Raw genomic sequence first — 18493 nt, forward strand, 5'->3', positions numbered from 1 at the left:
TCGGTTCAGTACCTCGATCCGGAAGACGCTGACGACTCCACGACGGGCTACTTCCGCCTGCAGCGTTCGTTCTAATCCAATTGGTGAGTGTCCCCGGTCTTCGGGCCGGGGACGCTTCAAATCAGTTTCTGATCCGAGTGACCTCCAGCTACGGGGACGGGTCCGGTCTTCCCTGCCGGACCGTCCTTGCAGTGTTTTTGACACGCGCTCTTGTGGCTGCATTTCGGAGCACCATCCAGGTAAGCCGAACCGGCATGTTGTGTATCGCACGTCGGCATCCTGCAGGCCTTGATTGAGGCCATTCTTATTCTCAAGAGAGTTTGGGTTGACATGGGGCATTGGGTGGCTTTGCCGCGACGGTTCGTGGAAAGAAGAATCCAATGCCGACAATGTGATTACAGCTTTGCTGGAGAGAGGATACAACCCTTTCGGGGCGGCATTCATTCATACTCTCGGACAGCTTGTTCGCATGGATGATCTCAACGACTATTATTAATTCGCAGCCGTCGTTTCCAGCGGTGGTTTTGCTTCTGCCAGTCGCAATCTGAAAATACCGCGCTCAAAGCGAGTCAGTCGCCTCGAGGACGGGCTTGGCGCACGGCTGATAGAGCGTTCGACCCGTCACTTCCGGGTGATAGAGATCGGTCAAGCTTTTTACGAAAGATGCCAGACCATTCTGCAGGAGGCCGATCGCGCCAAATCGATCGTCACCGAGAAAGTCCGTCGCTCATCGAACGTATCGGCGGTTTAAATCGCGTCGACGATCTCGCCGAGCTTCCGACGCTGGCGATGACCCCGTGGGTGTCGTTCCATAGTTGGGAACTCATCGGTCCGAATGACGACAAACGGGTAGTCCGGCATCAGCCGAGGCTAACCTGCCGCAGCATGACCGCCATTCTCGATGCCGCCTGCGCCGGCCTCGGCTTCGAGCTTCTGCTCGAAAGCGCGTGCGAGGTGAATCTGCAGGCCGGCAGGCTGGTGCGGGTGCTGCCGAATGGCAGTCGGAGGAAAGCCAGTTTTATATCGTCTTCACGACGGCCAAGGCCATGTCCCCGGCAGTCAGAGTGCTGATCGATTTTCTGGTGGAAAACTCCAGGCCCCATTGACGACGAGGCGAAATTCTCAGCGCTATTTCAGCCGCGCCAACAGCTTTTCACCGCTCAGTTCCCTGACCGCATCCCTGCCGATCCAGCGGGCGGTTTTATCTGGACGTTCAGCCAGCAGCTTCGCCAACCCCAGCGCCGGCCCATGGCAGGTGCGATTGCGCTTGCCGATGCTGCGCAGTGCCCAATTGACCGCCTTGCGAACGAAGTTGCGGGAATCGCCGGAATGCGCCTCGATCAGCGGCAGCCAGGAAAGGATGGCCATATCGGTCTCGCCCTTTCGATGGACGGCGGCGCCAGCGATCATCGCAAAAGCGGCGCGACGGACAAATTCGCGCTCTTCGGCAGCGAATTCCGGAATGAGCTCGTCCAGGCCCGCCTCGACGAAGAGATCGGCGGCGCAGTCGACGATTTCCCAGGAGTCGAAATCATGAGCCCAGTTTCTTGCCTCTTCTGGCGTCAGCCGCTTCGGCTCGGCGGTATAGAGAGCGAGCAGCCGAGCCTCGCGGATATTGCTTCGCCAGAGCTGCATTGCCCTGAGGTGATTCCTCTTCGCCAATCTGGCGACTGCCCTGATATCAGGATTGGAAATTCCGAGGGCGCGGTCGGTGACGATGCCGAATCGCGCCAGTCCGGCGGCATTCTCCTCCGAGCGCAGCGTTTCGAGATGCGCGATCAGTTCAGCCGGATCGGAGGAGGAACCGATCATTTCTCAAGCCGGGCGAGCAGCGAGGAGGTGTCCCAGCGATTGCCGCCCATTGCCTGCACGTCGCCGTAGAACTGGTCGACGAGGGCGGTGACCGGCAGCTTGGCGCCGTTGCTGCGCGCTTCGGCGAGCACGATGCCAAGATCTTTCCGCATCCAGTCGACTGCGAAGCCGAAATCATATTTGCCGGCATTCATGGTCTTGTGGCGGTTTTCCATCTGCCAGGAGCCGGCCGCGCCTTTCGAGATTACCTCGACGACCTTTTCAATATCGAGGCCGGCGCGCTTGCCGAAGTGCAGCGCTTCAGAAAGCCCCTGGACGAGGCCGGCGATGCAGATCTGGTTGACCATCTTGGTAAGCTGTCCGGAACCAGCCGGCCCCATGAGGCCGACCATGCGCGCATAGGCGTCGATCACTGGCCGGGCTCTCTCGAAGACGGCTCCATCGCCGCCGCACATGACGGTCAGCACTCCGTTTTCGGCGCCGGCCTGGCCGCCGGAGACTGGAGCGTCGATAAAATCCACACCCTTTTCCTTTGCCGCGGCATAAAGCTCGCGGGCGACTTCGGCGCTGGCGGTGGTATTATCGATCAGCACGGAACCCGGCTTCATGCCGTGCAGAGCGCCGTTCTCACCCGAGGTCACCGAACGGAGATCGTCGTCATTGCCGACGCAAACGAAGACGAAGTCGGCGCCGGCCGCAGCCTCTGCCGGTGTGGGCGCGGATTTGCCCGAGAATTTCTCGGCCCAGGCAGCGGCTTTCTCGGCCGTGCGATTGTAGACGGTGACATTGTGGCCGCCCTTCGTCTTCAAATGACCGGCCATGGGGAAGCCCATGACGCCGAGACCGATGAACGCGACTTTAGCCATATGTCCTATCCTTATCCTGAGTGAGAGGCCATGAGGATTAACCGAAACGGCGCAAGCAGAAAAGCCGTGAAGACGGACTTCCTTCCGCTTGGCGCATATGAGGCTGGTCGCCATTCAGTCGAGCCCTAGATGGGAACGACGAATAACGGTTCCCGAGGGGTGACATGAACGAAGTTCCAACGATCGAGCCACGTCGCAAGGGCCGCAGCGGCACCCAGGCGATGCTTATTCCGTCGCGGCAGATGATCGAAGATCAGATTCGATTGGCGCCTGAAGGTGTTCTTACTGAGGCCGGCGTCCTGCGCCGCCGGCTCGCGGCCCAGTACGGAGCGGATGCCTGCTGTCCGGTGACGGTGCAGCGGCATTTGCGTGCGATCGCCGAATTATCCTTCGGCGCGCTGGAGAAGGGCGAACCGCTTTCGACAGTGACGCCATATTGGCGCATGGTCGATCCGGCGAGCCTGCTTGGGAAACGTCTTGCCGGCGGTCCCGCCTTCATTCGCGAGCAATTGGCTGCCGAACGTCGAGAGAAGTAGCGAGGCAGAGCGTGAGGAACTCCGCCTGATCGCGATTCCGGGCGAGTTTACCGAAGGCGGCATGGGAAGAGCCCTCACCACGTCAAACGCGAAAAAATATTCCGCGAAAGGCGCAACAATGGCAAACTCGTATTGTCGATATAATCTGTAGTCTATGTCAGTATTTGTGCGAATTGGGGGCCAGCTCTGGAACGGAGCGTGATAACCGCCGTCGACCGACAGGACATTCAAATGCTCAAGCGTAGACAGGCGCCCGGACCATTTTCGCACCGCCACCGCGGCCCTTCCGAGCATTCGCATGGCGGCGGTGTGCAGCCATGCCAGGCTCACCGCGCGAGCTGATCTTCGAATTTCGCAGTAAAGGACCGTTTTCATGACCGCCACCTCTGATCCCATCAATTTTCTCTGGTTCATCCCTACATCGGGCGACGGCACTTATCTCGGCTCTTCCGACCTCAACCGGGCGCCGGAGATCGGCTATCTCACCCAGATCGCGCAGGCCGTAGACCGGCTGGGCTATTCTGGCGTGCTGTTGCCGACCGGGGTTGCGTGCGAGGAATCCTTTGTGACGGCAGCCGCACTGGCGGCAAAGACCGAGAAATTGCAGTTCCTGGTGGCGATCCGCCCGGGTACGGCATCGCCTGCCTATTATGCGCGTCTTGCGACAACGCTCGACCGCATTTCCAACGGCCGCCTGCTGCTCAACATCGTCGTGGGCGGCAGCCCGGCGGAGCTTGCCGGCGACGGCATCCATCTCGAGCATGACGAGCGCTACGCCCATGCCGAGGAGTTCTTTACTGTGTTCGAAGAGCTGCTGGACAAGGGGACGGCGAGCTTCGACGGCAAATACATCAAGGCGACCAATGCGCGCCTCGGCTTTCCCTCGGTGCAGAACCCGCGCCCGCCGCTTTATTTCGGCGGCTCGTCGGATGCCGGCATCGATTTCTCGGTCGGCCGCGTCGACAAGTACCTGACCTGGGGCGAACCGCCGGCGCAGGTGGCCGAGAAGGTCACCAAGGTGCGCAAGGCGGCTGCTGATCGTGGCCGCGAGGTGACCTTCGGCATCCGCCTGCATTTCATCGTGCGGGAAACGGACGAGGAGGCATGGGAGGCGGCCGAGCGGCTGATCCGTCATCTGGACGACGAAACGATCCGCGAGGCGCAGGAGCGCTTTGTCCACGAATCCGATTCAGTCGGACAGAAGCGTATGGCCGCTCTTCACGGCGGCCGCCGCGACAAGCTTGAGGTCTCGCCGAACCTATGGGCCGGCGTCGGCTTGGTGCGCGCCGGCGCAGGCACCGCGCTTGTCGGCTCTCCGAAGACGGTGGCTGCCCGCCTGCGCGAATATCAGGAACTTGGCATCGACACAGTGATCGGCTCCGGCTACCCGCATCTCGAAGAGGCCTATCGTGTGGCCGAGCTGCTCTTCCCCGAGCTCGGCATTACTCGCGAGCAGCAGCGTCTGGCATTCAACAATGAATTCGGCCGCAAGCAGATATTCGCCGGCGGCAGCCATGGCGGCAACCTGAAAGTCGTCTCAGGCTCCTGAATTCAAAAAGATGCAGAGCATGTATCGCCGGAAGCCGTCTGCGGCTTCCGGCGTTTTTCCGCATGTCGGTTGCCCTTCAGGCTGGCGAGTCGCAATTATGCATAGCCGATGGGCTATGCTGGATGTGTTCGTGGCTTTTCGATTGTTGTATGCTCGCGGGCTGGCCCCAGGTCTTTCCAATCCATTTGTCGCTTTCTATCGTCGCTTGACATACGTATATCTCGATGGCTATATGTCAATTCATAGCTGTACAGGTATGTGTCTTCATGTCGAACGCTCAGGACGTGCTTTTCAGGACGCTTGCGGATCCTACCCGGCGCGCGCTTTTCGAGCGGCTGTGCCGGGAAGGGGAGAAGACGGTCGGAGCGTTGACGGCGCAGGCCGGGGTCTCGCAGCCGGTCGTTTCGAAACATCTTGGGCTGCTGAAGCAAGCCGGCCTGGTGCGCGACCGTCATGAGGGGCGGCAGACGCATTACAGCGCGCAGCTCGGCGCGCTTGCGCCGCTCGTCGACTGGACGAGCGAGATGGCCGGCTTCTGGCAAAGCCGCTTCAATGCCCTCGAAGATTTGTTGAAGAGGATGGATCAATGACAGACATATCGACCGAAACACGTTCCGTCGTCATCGAGCGGGAGATGCCTTTTCCGGCGGAAAAGATCTGGCGGGCGCTGACCCAGCCGCACCTGATTCAGGAGTGGTTGATGAAAAGCGACTTCAAGCCGGTCGTCGACCATCGCTTTAACTTCAACGCCGATTGGGGTGCGGTCGACTGCCGCGTTCTGGAAGTCGAGCCCCACAAGACCCTCGCTTACAGCTGGGGCGCCTATGGCCTCGAAACCGTCGTGACCTGGACGCTCACATCCACGGGCGCGGGTACGCATCTGCGCATGGAGCAGTCGGGTTTCCGGGCGGACCAGCGGCAGGCCTATGGCGGCGCCAGGAGCGGGTGGCCGCAATTCTTCGACAAACTGGAGCAGGTGTTGGCGCGGATTGACTGATCCATCGCCGAGCGGGCGGGCCGTCGGGCTGATTTCGAGGAGCTTCATTGAACTTGAACAACCGGTTTCGGCAGGTCCACCGTTGGCTGTCCGTTGCCTTTACGCTGGTCGCCATCGCCAATATCATCGCCATGGTGCAGGAGGAGTCGGCGGTCTGGATTGGGCTCTTGGCGCTGCTGCCGCTCGGGCTGCTTCTCGTTACCGGTCTCACCTTGTTCGTACTGCCCTATGCCGCGGCACGGCGCGAGGTGGTAGGCATCGGCGGTTAGGAGGAAATCTATGGCGGGCAGAACGTCGAAAGGCGCGGAGAAGGTCACGAAAAAGACCGCCAAACCGGCGGGGGCGGCGCCGAAGCTTCTGTCGGGCGGCAACCCGCAAATCCCCAAGGGTTACGGCGATGCGCCCGTGCAAGCCTACATCGCCGCCATGCCGGACTGGACAAGTGAGGTCGGGCGTCGCCTCGATGCGCTGATCACCAGAACCGTGCCCGGCGTCTGCAAGGCGGTCAAGTGGAACTCGCCCTTTTACGGCATGGAAGGTCAGGGTTGGTTCCTCGGCGTCCATTGCTACGCCAGCTATGTCAAGGTGGCCTTCTTCAAGGGCGCGTCGCTGCATCCTCTGCCGCCGGGCGAGTCCAAGCAGAAAGAGGTGCGTTACCTCGATATCCGCGAGGACGATCCCTTCGACGAGGCGCAGATCGCCTCCTGGGTAGAGCAGGCGAGCCGGTTGCCCGGCGAACGGATGTGAGGTTTTGATGCGCGGCGACGGGAGAACGACAAAGATGAAGAAGGCGACGGCAACCATGAAGAAGACCGATTCCAAGGAAGGGAACGGGCAAGCCTCTCCCTCTCAACTGATTGATGCGAGGATCGAGGAGCTCAAGGATTGGCGCGGCGACATGCTCGCGCGGGTCCGGGCACTCATCAAGCAAGCCGAACCCGAGGTGGTCGAGGAATGGAAGTGGCGAGGGGTTCCTGTGTGGGAGCGCGCCGGCATCATCTGCACCGGCGAGACCTATAGGAGCGTGGTCAAGCTTACCTTCGCCAAAGGAGCGTCGCTTGAGGATCCGAACGGGCTTTTCAACTCCAGCCTCGACGGGAATACCCGGCGCGCCATCGACTTTCATGAAGGCGACGAAATCGACGAGGAGGCGCTGAAGGCGCTCATTCGAGCCGCGGCAGCGCTGAATACGTCGGTGCGCGCGGCCGGCTCGCGGAAGAAATCAAGCAGCGCGTGACGGGTCATCGGCCGCGTTAGTGAATTGGGCTTGCCTTGCGTTCGAGAAAGAGCTCGAGATTGTCGAGGCCGATCTCAGTGCCCTGAAGGCGAGCGCCGTTGTCGGCGTAGCCGTCGAGGAAAACCACTTGCTCGGTGAAGACCATTCTGGTGCCGCTGGGTTCGACGTTGAAGGCGACGGTGACGAGCGAGGCTGAGATGCGGGTTTGGCCGAGCTTCATCTCATAGGCATAGATGATGCGGGTATCCGGCACGATATCGATGTAGTGGGCGTCAAAGGCGTGCAGAAGCCCATCGGTGTCGGCGGTATAGTTCCTCTCTGTGCCGCCCGGCCTGAAATCGAGCGCATATTCCAGCGGCACCCATTCGCCGTGGCAGGCAAACCATTGCCGCTTCGACTCCGGCGTCGACCAGGCGCGAAAGACCCGGGCGACGGGCGCCTTCAGGCGGCGCTCGATGACGAAGGTGGTATGTTCGGCAGAGCGTGTCGTCATTCGGGGAGGGTCTCCGGCTCGTCGGCGAGAAATTGATCCAGCCTGTCAAAGGCGGCGTTCCAGCGGGTCTTTCGCTGTTCCACCCAGCGCTCGATAGCGGCGAGCGCATCCTGCTGCAGGCGATAGGTTCGCACCCGGCCGGATTTTTCGGACAGCACGAGGCCGCTCTCCTCCAACACCTGCAGATGTTTCATCACCGTCGGCAGGGCGACGGCGAGCGGTGCGGCCAGTTCGGTGACCGAGGCCGGGCCGCGGCCGAGGCGATCGATCATCCCGCGGCGGCTGCGGTCGGAAAGCGCGTGGAACATGCGGTCGAGATCCGCCTGATTTTCGATCATTCCGCCGCATCCCGAAAGCGGGCGGGCAGCCTGTCCTGATAAGGATAGAACTTGAAATAAGGGCGGGCCTCTTCCAGCGCCCTGGCGAAGGACGGGCGCGCCAGCAGCCTGTTGTAATAGGCGCCAAGTTTCGGCTGCTCCTGTGAGAACGGGACCAGCGTCTCGGCATAGAAGAGGGCCGGGGCTGCAGCGCAATCAGCCATGGTGAAGGCATCGCCTGTTATCCAAGGGCTTTCGCCCAGCTGCTTTTCGATCATCGCATAGGCAGTGGTGAGCGTCGCTTTGCAGGCGGCCATCTCTATTTCGTCTGCCGTGCCCTCTGGACGCCGGCGATGGCTGACGAGGGTCTGCATCGGCACCTGGACATATTGGTCGAAGAAGCGGTCCCAGAGGCGGACCTGCAGCGCCCGATCGATCTCCAGCGGCAGCAGGCGCACGGAACCGGGGTAGTAATGGTCGAGATATTCGATGATGATCGTGGTTTCGGGAATGGTGCTGTCGCGCGCCTCGTCCCTCAACAGCGGCATCTTGCCGATTGGCCAGAAGCGGAAGAGATCTGCGCGCGAAGCCTCGTCGGACAGATCGACGAGGCGATTTTCGAACGGAGTCGTGTTTTCATAAAGCGCGATCAGCACCTTGTGGCAGAAGGAGGCGAGCGGATGCCCATAGAGCACGAGCGACATGCGGCGACCTTTCTTATCCGGTAGAAAACTTTACCGAAGGACTAAGTATCAGGTCCGAAAGCGCCGCGCAATAGATACTTCGCTAGTCATGCAACTATTCTCTCAGCCGATGTATCGAGCGATCACCAGGTGGCCCGGTGTTGGCTGACCGTCTTCCATGCGGACGTTGATCTCCGATACCTCGACGACTTCGAAACCGGTCGCCGTCAGACGTTCCCTGACATAGGCATCGGCATGGGCGAAGCGCTGATGCGGCCCGACCATATAGGCGCGGCCGGCAAGCGTCTCTTCGGGCAGGGTTTCGGAGGAGAAGATGAACAGACCGCCCGGTGTCAGGTTTTCGGCGGCGCCGAAGAAGAGCGGTTCGAGCGCGCCGAGATAGGGGAGCACGTCTGTGGCGGTGATGAGGTCGAAAGTCTCCTCGTCGTTGTCGTCGAGGAAATCCTCGACCTCGGCGACGAATAGCGTCTCGTAAAGATCTTTTTCATGGGCGATTTCGACCATCTTCTCCGATATGTCGATGCCGGTCATGTCCTCGCACAGGTCGCGAAGCGCACCGCCAGTGAGACCGGTGCCGCAGCCGAGATCGAGCAGCCGCTTGAACGGCCCGAGCTTCAATGCCTGCAGGCGCTGGCGCACCAGCATCGGCACGTGATAGCCGAGCTGCTCGACGAGTACGTCCTCGAACACCTCGGCATGCTGATCGAACAGGGTTTCGACATAGGCGTCAGGCGCCTTGACCGGGATTTCGCCGCGGCCCATCGCGGCGATGCGCACGGCGGCTCCGCCGTGATCCTCGGGATCGATCGCCAAAACGTCCTCATAGGCCGCCACCGCCGCGTCGACATCACCGGATTTCTCCAGCGCCAGCGCGCGGTTATAGGCCTCGGCAAGGGCTTCTTCGTCGATCTTCTTTGCCATCGCGGTTCATGTCCTTCTGTTTTCAGGCATGGCTCTACGGCGGCTTTCGATGTTTTGCAATGGCGCGGCTACAGGCGCAGAATAGCCGAAAAGAAGACGACGGGAGGAAATGCCATGAAAGCGGAGCAAGACAGGATGCGACCGGCAAGGGAAGAAGAGGGTGAGCGCCCCTTGCTGCTGCCCACGACGCCGGGCGAGATCACCAATACACTTAGCCACTATTACCGCGGCGAGCTCGGGCGGATGACGAGCTGGCGCGACCGCATCGACCGGACGTCCAACTGGGCGATCACCGTGGTGGCGGCGCTGCTTTCGGTGTCGTTGTCGACGCCGACCTCGCATCACGGCGTGCTGTTGTTCGGTATCATGCTGGTGACGCTGCTTCTGATGATCGAGGCGCGGCGCTACCGCTTCTTTGATATCTACCGTGCCCGAATCCGGCAAATCGAACGAAACTATTTCGCGCAGATCCTGGCGCCTGACGCGGCGGCCCGGGGCGAATGGGCCACGGTCATCGCCAACAGCCTGCGCAAGCCGCGTTTTCTGCTCAGCTATCATGAGGCGATGCACCGGCGGCTTAAGCGTAATTACGGCTGGATGTATTTCATCCTGTTTCTGGCATGGTGTCTGAAGATCACGACGCCGAAGCTACAGACGGAGGGCATGCCAGCGCTGCAGGCGCAGTCTTGGACCTATGTCATCGACAACGCAGTGCTCGGGCCGGTTCCCGGCCTTGCCGTCATCATCGGCGTCGTCGTCTTCTACCTCGGCATCCTCGTCTTCGCGCTGCGCCCGGATCGTGACGAAGGCGAATTCGGCCACGGCGAAGCGCATGTCTGACGCGCTCAGATCAGTGCAGGATGAACTCGCCCTTCAGCGCCCGCCACTCGGTGGCCGAGATCAGCTTGCGGTGGACGTAGCGCACCGAATGCAGCGGTCCGTCGAGCTTTTCCTGCCAGAACTTCAGAAAACACCGCATTTCGGGAAAATCAGGGGCGAGGTCATAATCCTGCCAGACATAAGTCTGCAGGATCGTAGGGTGATCCGGCAGGCGGTAGAGGATCTGGGCGGTGGTCAGACCGTAACCCTGCAGTTGCTTTTCCATGTCCTTGTGCATCGTATTCAGCTTCTTCTCGTTCCCACTCGCGCTTTATTAGCGCTAGATGAAATGGAAACATGCGAATGGTTAACGCAAGCTTAACAGATACGTTGCCGAGTAAGTATTCTTTTTTATTTTCAAGGGCTTGGCAGCATAGCGAAGCGAGTGCTGCCATGCCGGTTTGAGCAATCGCTGTCCCAGAAACGATTATACTTTTCGGCGTTATGCCTTACCGTTTCAGATGCCGCGTCAGGCGACGCTCAATCCAGGCCCAGAGATGGCGCAGCGCCTCGACGATGGTGAGATAGAAGATCGCTGCCCAGAGATAGGTCTGGTAGTCGAAGGTGCGCGAGAAGGCGTAGCGGGTTTCGCCCATCAGATCGAGCACGGTGATGATGGCGACCACGGCCGAGCCTTTGATCAATAGGATGATCTCGTTGCCGTAGGGGCGAAGCGCCACGATGAAGGCCTGCGGCAGGATGATCTTGCGGAAGGCGATGCTCTTATGGATTCCGAGGGCAGCCGCTGCTTCGCGCTGCCCGTGCGGTACGCTTTCGATTGCGCCGCGCAGAATCTCCGCCTGGTAGGCCGCGGTGTTGATGGTCATGGCGAGCAGGCCGCAATACCACGCGTCGCGGAAGAACCACCAGAGGCCGACGGCTTCCAGCTGGGGGCGGAATACGCCGAGGCCGTAATAGACCAGGAAGAGCTGGGCAAGCAGCGGTGTGCCGCGGAAGAAATAAATATAGGCATAGGAAAGCCAGTTCAGCAGCTTGTTTTTCGACAAGCGCGCCATAGCAAGCGGCAGCGACAGGAGTGCGCCGCAGACCACGGAAATGGCTACAAGACTGAGCGTCACCCAGAGGCCGTGCAGATAGCGGGGGCCATAGCGGGTGAATTTCTCGATATCCCAGCCATTGATGACGGTGAAGATCAGCAGCGCTGCCAGCAGGCCCCAAAATGCGACGAAGATACAGCCGGCAAGACGTGCCGCCGTCATCGGCTTCGCCACCTGGCGCGGCGCGGGCTGCGGCGGGATCAATGTTTCGGCGTAGCTCATCGACGGACCTCCGAACGCTTAGCCCAGCGGTCGACATAGGCGAGCAGGAAGGAGGAGAGGATGGCGAGCACCAGATAGAGACAGCAGGCGATGCCATAGAAAAAGAAGGGTTCCTTGGTCACCCGCACGGCGACATTCGTCTGGCGCAGGATGTCGGCAAGGCTGATGATCGAGACGTAGGATGTGTCTTTCAGAAGCACCATCCAGAGATTTGTGAGGCCGGGTAGCGCGATGCGTATGAGCTGCGGCAGAACGATGAGGCGCAGAGTGCGGCCGCGATGCAGGCCCAGCGCGTCTCCGGCCTCATATTGGCCCCTGGGAATGGCGCGAAAGGCCGAGAGCAGTACTTCCGAGCAATAGGCGGAAAAGACGACCGACAGCGCGATGACGCCGGCGAAGAAAGCATTGATCTCGACAGGCGGCCCGACATAGCCGGCAAGCTCCAGGAGAGACTGGATGAGCATCTGCATGCCGTAATAGATGATGAAGAGCGTCAGAAGCTCCGGCAGGCCGCGAAAGATCGTCGTATAGATACCGGCCGCCAGCCGCAGGGACTTTTCGTCCGACTGCTGGCCGAGCGCGACGAGGAAACCGATGACGAGGCCGATGGGCAGGGTGACGATCGCCACCGATACGGTGACCTGCAGCCCAAGGGCGATCTCGTCGCCCCAGCCAGTATCGCCACAGGCAAGTATCGTCGACTGACCCAACCAGGTGAAGATGCCGACGGGTCCGCATAGCGGATCGAAAATGTGCACAAGTGAGCTCCAGAAGGAGCCAAGCGCGGAAAACAATCCGCCCATGCGAGAATTCCCCTCACGGCTTTTGCCGTTTTGATCTTGCCACCTTTGTCAAACAAAAATGGCGGAAGAGCAAGCCTTCCGCCATTCGCTTGATCGGCCAGATACCGAATTTCTTATTCGCCGTAAACGTCGAAATCGAAGTACTTGTCCTGGATCTTCTTGTATTCGCCGTTGGCGCGGATCGCTGCGATCGCCGTGTTCAGCTTTTCCTTCAGCGGATCACCCTTGCGGATGGCGATGCCTGCGCCTTCGCCGTTGATTTCCTTGTCGACCGGCAGGGTCGTCAGGATCTTGCAGCAGGCGCCGGCGTCGGACTTGACCCATTCGGAGAGAACGACGACGTCGTCGATGACGGCATCGACACGGCCGCTGGAAACGTCGAGCTTGTATTCGTCGGCGGTGGGATAGAGCTTCAGCTCGGTATCGGCGAGGTGCTTCTCGGCGTAGTTGGCATGCGTCGTGGAAGTCTGTGCGCCGATCACCTTGCCCTTGAGGCCGGCAACGTCAGTGATCTTCGAATCCTTCGGCACGGCGATGGCCGGAGGCGTGTTGTAGTACTTGTTGGAGAAGTCGACGAGCTTCAGGCGCTCCGGCGTGATCGACATGGAGGAGACGATCATGTCGAACTTCTTGGCGTTCAGAGCCGGGATGATGCCGTCCCAATCGGTGCTGACGAAGGAGCATTCAGCTTTCATCTCGGCACAGAGCGCCTTGGCGATATCGATGTCGAAGCCCTGGATGGTGCCGCTGGCATCGACGAATTCGAAGGGCGGATAGGTCGAATCGGTGCCGATCACGTATTTCTCGCCATCGGCCATGGCCGAACCGGCAAAGAGCGACATTGCCGCGATCGAGGCTGCCGCGAAGATACGGGTGGAGATATGCATGAGGATCCTCTCTGTTGGTAGCCATCGCGCTTTTTTCTCTTGGGCTGACGGCTGCTGTTCAACGGTGACGGGCACCGCCTTGCGGCGATAATCAGACTTTTTTTTACGGAAATGCAACAGAAATTCCCACCAATTGTGCGGTGCAAATAACAGGTGAGATGAACGAAAGCAGACTGCAACATTCACCGGAGGTTAATCCGCTGATTCCTAGAAACGGAACAAATCGGCGGTTTGGCACTTTGCCAGTTCGCCGTTTCGCCTCATTGCGAAACTAGGGCGAACCGAGGCCTGTCGGCCTTCAGGAAGCTCAAACAGGATCGAGGAAACCCGATGGGCAAAAAATCAAGATTGTTTGCAAGCGCAGCTTTCCCGCTGCTTTCTCTCTCGTTGGCGCTGCAGCCGGCATCGGCAGTGGCGGCCGCACGCGGCGCTACGACCGAGGCTGCGGCCGTGCGGCAGATCGAACAGGGCAGCTACGAAGTGGCGCAGGACGCGCCCTCCGAAGAGGAACTCTTGAAGAAGAAGCGCAAGCAGAAGGGGGAAGCCCCGGCAGAACAGGCGCCGGCCGCCGAGCAGCCGAAGGAGGCGCCTGCCGAGAAGCCGAAGGCCGAGCGCAAGGAGGCGCCTGCGCCCGAACCCAAGGCGGAGCCGGAACCGCCGAAGGCCGAAGCGCCGAAGGAGGAGCCCGCGCCGAAGGCCGAGAGCAAGCCGGAGCGGAAAGCCAAGCAGGCAGCCCAGCCGGAGGCCGAGCGGCAACAGGAAGAACAGCAGCCGGTAACGCAGGAAAAGCCGAGAAAGCCGAAGAAGCAGCAGACTGAGCAGGCCGAGCCGGAGGCTCAGCCGGCCCCTGAACAGCAGCCGGCGGCAAAGCAAGCCCAGCCGGAGACCGAACAGGCCCAGCCCGAGGTCAAGCCGGAAGGCGGCAAGAAGGGTCAGGACAAGGCCCAGAGCCGAGATAAGAGCAAGGCTAAGACCGAGACCGCCGCTCCCGAGGCGGTGACGCCCACCGAGGAACAGGCCAAGCCTGCAGTTGAGCCGGAAGCAAAACCCGCTGCCGAAACGCCAGCCAAGAAGCCGAAGAAGGGCGAGGCTCCAGCCCCGGCGGTGAAGCCAGCCGAAGACAAGGCGGCCGCTCCCGAAGCTGCGCCTGCCGAAGCGCCGACGGATGGCACGGCTGCCAAGCCTGCCGCCAAACAACCCACCGCTGAGCAACCCACCGCTGAGCAACCCGCCGCCAAACAGCCCGCCGGCGAACAGCCGGCTGCGCCCGCCACCGACACGGCCCAGCCGCTGCCGGATGCCAGCGGCGGCCAGCAGGTGGAGCAGGCCATTCCGGCACCGGAAAAGGTTTCTCCCGAGGAGCTGGAGCGCCGGAAAAAGATCGCCGCAGATCCGGCCAAGAGCAACGAGACCGTCGTGCTGCCGGTCGAGAACGGTGCCGCCGTGCTTGACAGCGACAAGGATGCCGATCGCAGCAAGGGGCGGGAAGGTCGCCGTGACCGCGACAAGCTGCGGGCCGAAAGCCAGGAGGTGAAGGTGCCGACCTCGGATGCGGATGCGCAGGCTCCTGCCGCCGCTGCGGCGCCGGCGATCAAGCTCGAGGCGGTCACCAGCGAGAAGGGCACGAGGCTCGACACCCGGCCGCAATTTGCCCGTCCCGAGGGAGCGCGCATCGAGGATCAAACGGACGATAACCGGGTGATCATCCAGTACAACAATCAGGTGATCGTGCGTAGCGACGACGACAGGCGGTTCCTGCGCGACGGTGAACGGCCGATCTATGAAGAGCTCCCGGACAATCGCTATCGCGAGATCATCACCCGGCCGGAAGGCTATCGGATCGTCACCATCCGTAACCGCTACGGCGACATCATCCAGCGGTCGCGCGTCGATTCCCGCGGGCGCGAATACGTGCTCTACTACTCACCTGATCTCTACGAGGATCCTGATCGCGGCTATTTCGATGACCCGGGCGCTGATCTGCCGCCGATGCGGCTGCGTGTCCCGCTTAACGACTATATCATCGACACCAGCAGCGATCCTGACCGGGACTATTACGAATTCCTCAGCGAGCCGCCCGTCGAGCAGGTGGAGCGTGTCTATTCGCTTGACGAAGTGAAGTATTCTGCCCGCATTCGCGACAAGGTGCGCCGCATCGACCTCGATACGATCACCTTCGCGACCGGCAGCGCCGAGATCCCGATGACCCAGGCGCGCACATTGCGCAAGGTTGCCGACGCGATCAGCCAGGTTCTGAAGAAAGATCCGAGCGAGACCTTCCTGATCGAGGGCCATACGGATGCCGTCGGTTCCGACCAGAGCAACCTGGTCCTCTCCGACCAGCGGGCGGAATCGGTCGCCAATGTGCTCTCCGACGTCTATGGCATTCCGCCGGAAAACATGGCGACGCAGGGCTACGGCGAACGTTACTTGAAGGTCAACACGCCAGGCCCCGAACAGGAAAACCGCCGCGTCACCATCCGTCGCGTCACTCCGCTGGTGCGTCCGGTCGCCGCCAACCAGTAGCTGATCCGCCCCTCCCTGGCGTCAGGGAGGGGCGCTGACCTCCTCTTCTCCCGCCGGGAGAAGGGGAAGCGGCCTTTTCTTACCCTCTCTACCGGCCGGCTTTCGTAGCCGCGTTTTCGATGACATCGGCGACTTTCTCCGGCTGGGATGCGAAGACGGCGTGGCTGCCCTTGATCTCGGTCATGTCGCTGCCGGCTCGTTTGGCCATGTCACGCTCCAGCTCGGGATTGATGGAGCGATCCTCGGTGGCGACGATCGACCAGCTCGGCTTCGTCCGCCATGCCGGACTTCCGACTTTGGCCGAAAAGGCCTGCTTGGCGGCGAAGACCTGCGATCTTGCCAGGAAATCGGCCTCGGCCTTCGGCAGATCGGCCGCGAAAGCCGCGGCGAAGGCGCCCGGATCGAGATAGAGATATTTGCCGTCCTTCGTTTCCTTGATATCCATACTGCCGGCCGGCTTCGAGCTGGCGAGGCTCAGCAGGCTTTCCCCCTTGTCGGGCTGGAATGCTGCGACATAGACGAGGCCAGCGACATGTGGATCGTGACCAGCTTCAGTGATTACCATGCCGCCATAGCTGTGGCCGACGAGCAGGACCGGTCCCGTCTGGAGGTCGAGAACCCGCTTCGTTGCCGCCACGTCGTCGTCGAGCGAGGTGAGGGGCTCCTGGACGACGGTGACGTTGAAGCCGCGCTTTTCGAGGATCTCGGTCGCTTTTCGCCATCCCGAGCCATCGGCCAGCGCGCCGTGGACGATCACGATGTTCTTGACCGCGGCAGCCTCGGCAGCAAAGGCGATTCCGGCGGTGGCAAATGCAAGGCTTGCGATGAAAATCAGATGCTTATTCATGGGGTCACTCCTTTTGGTGATGTTGAAGGGCGAGATTTGAAATTCTTAGGGTTCAGCCGAAGGTGAAGGCGTAAGCCTGGACGCCCGGATCGAGGAAGCGGATTTCGAAGGTGCGGGCGGTGACGGCGCCGGACTCGCGAACGAGCTGGTAAAGCCGCGTTGCGGTGACCGTGCCATTGCCGTCGGCGTCGATGTCGGAGCCATGATCGGCTCCGGGCGCCTTGCCATCGAGCCTCACCTGGAAACGGACCGGTTTGGCGTCGGCGCCGGGTCCGAGCACGAGGTGCAGATCGCGGGCGCTGAAACGATAGGCGATGCCGCCCCCGGGCTGGTCGAGCGTTGCCTGATCCTTACCGACGGTCCAGGCGCCAGACAGGCCCCATGCATTGATGCCGGGCTTGGCGATCGAGTAGTTCTGCGGCGTATCGGCCTGCAGCCCTTCGGGAGAGACGAAATTTTCGGCCTGTGCGTAGCCGAGATAGGTCTCGCCGGAGCCGATGTTGGCGAGGTCGGGACCCGCTTCCACACCCTTGGCATCGGGCGCAACCGGGGCCGTTTCCACCATCTGGTTGCCTGCTTCGCGCAGCAGGTCCTGGATGGCCTTTTCAGTCCTGCCGTAATTGCCTTCGCCGAAATGGTGATAGCGGATCTGACCTTTGGCATCGATCAGATAGGCGGCAGGCCAGTAGCTGTTCTCGAAGGCGCGCCAGATTTTGTAGTCATTGTCGATCGCAACGGGATAGCCGATCTGAAAGTCGCCGACAGCCTTCTTGACGTTGTCGATCTTCTTTTCGAAGGCAAATTCCGGCGCGTGCACGCCGATGACAACCAGGCCCTGATCCGCATATTTTTCCGCCCAGGCTCTGACATAAGGAATGGTGCGAATGCAGTTGATGCAGGAATAGGTCCAGAAGTCGATGAGCACCACCTTGCCCCGCAGCTGCTCCTTGGTCAGAGGCTTCGAGTTCAGCCATTCGACCGCGCCGTCGAACGAAGGCGCGTAAGCTTCGACGGGCAGATCACTGTGGAAAGGCTTGCTTCCATCGGCCGCGGGAATGATTGCGTCGCTGCTCGCCACCTCAGAGGGCGTGCCGGCGACGGGCTTGGCATGCAGCCTGTCCAGCAGGGTCTGTTCCAGCGAGGCGGTGCTGGCATAGGAAAGGCGCGCCAAGAGGCTGGTGTCGAGACCGAGCGCGATCACCGCCACGCCCGCCAACACGGTAGCGCCGACAGCTTGGCGGATTCGATCGCCAACGCCGAGCGAGCGCTTCATCGCGGCGAAGATTTTACCGCCGATCAGCAAGGCGACGGCAAGCGACGTCGCAGCACCGGCGGCATAAGCAATCAAGAGGGCGGTTGTCTGCAGGTTGGCGCCCTGCAATGCCGCGCCGGTCAGCACAAGGCCGAGAATTGGTCCGGCGCAGGGCGCCCAGAGCAGGCCGGTGGCGACGCCGAGGATGAGCGCGCTCCTGACCGACGGCGCAGTGCGTCCGCCACCGCTGGCGTTCAGAAGATTGTTGCCGAGGTCGACGATCGGGCGGGCCAGCGTGCTCGCGAAGCGCGGCGACAGCAGGCTCACTCCGAAGAGCCCGAGCAGGACGATCGCGGCGAGGCGGCCATATTCATTGGCGCGAATGGCCCAGCTACCGCCGACGGCGGCAAGCGTGGCGACAAGCGCGAAAGTGGCGGCCATGCCGGCCAGCATCGGCAGTGTGCTCTTGACGAAGGGCTGACCGGCTCGGGCGAAGACGAAGGGGAGGATGGGGAGAATGCAGGGGCTGAGGATGGTCAGCACGCCTCCAAGATAGGCAATGATCAGAAGTGTCATCATCGTTTCCT

Annotated in this window: 21 protein-coding genes and 1 pseudogene; 10 read left to right on the forward strand and 12 right to left on the reverse strand. The window is 61.3% G+C overall.

Going from position 1 to position 18493, the window contains the following annotated elements; genetic code table 11:
* Positions 1–469: 469 nt before the first annotated feature.
* A pseudogene (locus tag CO660_RS28610) lies at positions 470–1106 on the forward strand (LysR substrate-binding domain-containing protein).
* Positions 1107–1128: 22 nt separating this feature from the next.
* On the opposite strand, the gene CO660_RS28615 reads toward CO660_RS28610, so the two are convergent.
* Positions 1129–1812 carry a DNA alkylation repair protein gene (locus tag CO660_RS28615; RefSeq protein WP_097601446.1) on the reverse strand — a complete coding sequence of 228 codons (684 nt, stop codon included), beginning with the start codon at positions 1810–1812 and terminating at the stop codon, positions 1129–1131.
* Positions 1809–2678, reverse strand: a complete 870-nt coding sequence (locus CO660_RS28620; protein ID WP_097601447.1) for an NAD(P)-dependent oxidoreductase — start codon at positions 2676–2678, stop codon at positions 1809–1811. The genes CO660_RS28615 and CO660_RS28620 overlap by 4 nt, the downstream gene beginning before the upstream one ends.
* Positions 2679–2842: 164 nt before the next feature.
* On the opposite strand from CO660_RS28620, the gene CO660_RS28625 reads away from it, so the two are divergent.
* From CO660_RS28625 to CO660_RS28655, 7 genes are all read left to right on the forward strand, one after another.
* Positions 2843–3214: a hypothetical protein gene (locus tag CO660_RS28625; protein WP_097601448.1), complete on the forward strand. Its 372-nt coding sequence runs from the start codon at positions 2843–2845 to the stop codon at positions 3212–3214.
* 373 nt (positions 3215–3587) lie between these two features.
* Positions 3588–4763, forward strand: coding sequence for an FMNH2-dependent alkanesulfonate monooxygenase (ssuD, locus tag CO660_RS28630; RefSeq protein ID WP_097601449.1), 1176 nt, complete (start codon positions 3588–3590; stop codon positions 4761–4763).
* A 266-nt stretch (positions 4764–5029) separates the two neighbouring features.
* Positions 5030–5353 carry a metalloregulator ArsR/SmtB family transcription factor gene (locus CO660_RS28635; protein WP_097601450.1) on the forward strand — a complete coding sequence of 108 codons (324 nt, stop codon included), beginning with the start codon at positions 5030–5032 and terminating at the stop codon, positions 5351–5353.
* Positions 5350–5760: an SRPBCC domain-containing protein gene (locus CO660_RS28640; protein WP_097601451.1), complete on the forward strand. Its 411-nt coding sequence runs from the start codon at positions 5350–5352 to the stop codon at positions 5758–5760. Before CO660_RS28635 ends, CO660_RS28640 begins: the two co-directional genes overlap by 4 nt.
* A 47-nt stretch (positions 5761–5807) precedes the next feature.
* Positions 5808–6029, forward strand: coding sequence for a hypothetical protein (locus CO660_RS28645; RefSeq protein ID WP_097601452.1), 222 nt, complete (start codon positions 5808–5810; stop codon positions 6027–6029).
* Between the two features lie 10 nt (positions 6030–6039).
* Positions 6040–6507: a DUF1801 domain-containing protein gene (locus tag CO660_RS28650; RefSeq protein ID WP_097601453.1), complete on the forward strand. Its 468-nt coding sequence runs from the start codon at positions 6040–6042 to the stop codon at positions 6505–6507.
* Between the two features lie 34 nt (positions 6508–6541).
* Positions 6542–6997, forward strand: coding sequence for a DUF1801 domain-containing protein (locus CO660_RS28655; protein ID WP_097601454.1), 456 nt, complete (start codon positions 6542–6544; stop codon positions 6995–6997).
* 16 nt (positions 6998–7013) lie between these two features.
* Here the strand turns inward: CO660_RS28655 and CO660_RS28660 are convergent, their stop codons facing one another.
* The 4 genes from CO660_RS28660 to CO660_RS28675 form a co-directional block, all read right to left on the reverse strand.
* Positions 7014–7490 (reverse strand): SRPBCC family protein, encoded by a 477-nt coding sequence (locus tag CO660_RS28660; protein WP_097601455.1) that lies wholly within the window; start codon positions 7488–7490, stop codon positions 7014–7016.
* Positions 7487–7828, reverse strand: a complete 342-nt coding sequence (locus tag CO660_RS28665) for a metalloregulator ArsR/SmtB family transcription factor (RefSeq protein ID WP_085778424.1) — start codon at positions 7826–7828, stop codon at positions 7487–7489. The genes CO660_RS28660 and CO660_RS28665 overlap by 4 nt, the downstream gene beginning before the upstream one ends.
* The gene (locus CO660_RS28670) at positions 7825–8511 is read right to left on the reverse strand and encodes a glutathione S-transferase family protein (RefSeq protein ID WP_097601456.1); all 687 of its coding nucleotides are present in this window, start codon (positions 8509–8511) and stop codon (positions 7825–7827) included. The genes CO660_RS28665 and CO660_RS28670 overlap by 4 nt, the downstream gene beginning before the upstream one ends.
* A 102-nt stretch (positions 8512–8613) precedes the next feature.
* A complete protein-coding gene (locus CO660_RS28675; protein WP_097601457.1) occupies positions 8614–9432 on the reverse strand; it encodes a methyltransferase in 819 nt (272 codons plus the stop codon).
* A gap of 114 nt (positions 9433–9546) precedes the next feature.
* Between CO660_RS28675 and CO660_RS28680 the strand changes: the two genes are divergently transcribed.
* Positions 9547–10272 (forward strand): DUF2270 domain-containing protein, encoded by a 726-nt coding sequence (locus tag CO660_RS28680; protein ID WP_097601458.1) that lies wholly within the window; start codon positions 9547–9549, stop codon positions 10270–10272.
* A 10-nt stretch (positions 10273–10282) separates the two neighbouring features.
* Here CO660_RS28680 and CO660_RS28685 read toward each other — a convergent pair whose 3' ends face one another.
* The 4 genes from CO660_RS28685 to CO660_RS28700 all read right to left on the reverse strand — a co-directional run bounded on the left by CO660_RS28685 (position 10283) and on the right by CO660_RS28700 (position 13281).
* Positions 10283–10549, reverse strand: coding sequence for an usg protein (locus CO660_RS28685; protein WP_097601459.1), 267 nt, complete (start codon positions 10547–10549; stop codon positions 10283–10285).
* 211 nt (positions 10550–10760) lie between these two features.
* Positions 10761–11591 (reverse strand): ABC transporter permease, encoded by an 831-nt coding sequence (locus CO660_RS28690; protein ID WP_097601460.1) that lies wholly within the window; start codon positions 11589–11591, stop codon positions 10761–10763.
* A complete protein-coding gene (locus CO660_RS28695; RefSeq protein ID WP_097601461.1) occupies positions 11588–12394 on the reverse strand; it encodes an ABC transporter permease in 807 nt (268 codons plus the stop codon). Before CO660_RS28695 ends, CO660_RS28690 begins: the two co-directional genes overlap by 4 nt.
* A gap of 113 nt (positions 12395–12507) precedes the next feature.
* Entirely contained in the window at positions 12508–13281 is a 774-nt protein-coding gene (locus CO660_RS28700) for a transporter substrate-binding domain-containing protein (protein WP_085778417.1), read from the reverse strand.
* Between the two features lie 330 nt (positions 13282–13611).
* On the opposite strand from CO660_RS28700, the gene CO660_RS28705 reads away from it, so the two are divergent.
* Entirely contained in the window at positions 13612–15807 is a 2196-nt protein-coding gene (locus tag CO660_RS28705; protein ID WP_097601462.1) for an OmpA family protein, read from the forward strand.
* 88 nt (positions 15808–15895) lie between these two features.
* Here CO660_RS28705 and CO660_RS28710 read toward each other — a convergent pair whose 3' ends face one another.
* Positions 15896–16654: an alpha/beta hydrolase gene (locus tag CO660_RS28710; protein ID WP_097601463.1), complete on the reverse strand. Its 759-nt coding sequence runs from the start codon at positions 16652–16654 to the stop codon at positions 15896–15898.
* Positions 16655–16706: 52 nt separating this feature from the next.
* Positions 16707–18482 carry a cytochrome c biogenesis protein DipZ gene (locus tag CO660_RS28715; RefSeq protein ID WP_097601490.1) on the reverse strand — a complete coding sequence of 592 codons (1776 nt, stop codon included), beginning with the start codon at positions 18480–18482 and terminating at the stop codon, positions 16707–16709.
* Between the last annotated feature and the right edge of the window lie 11 nt (positions 18483–18493).

It is taken from the genome of Rhizobium sp. L9, from assembly GCF_002531885.1.
GTDB lineage: Bacteria > Pseudomonadota > Alphaproteobacteria > Rhizobiales > Rhizobiaceae > Rhizobium.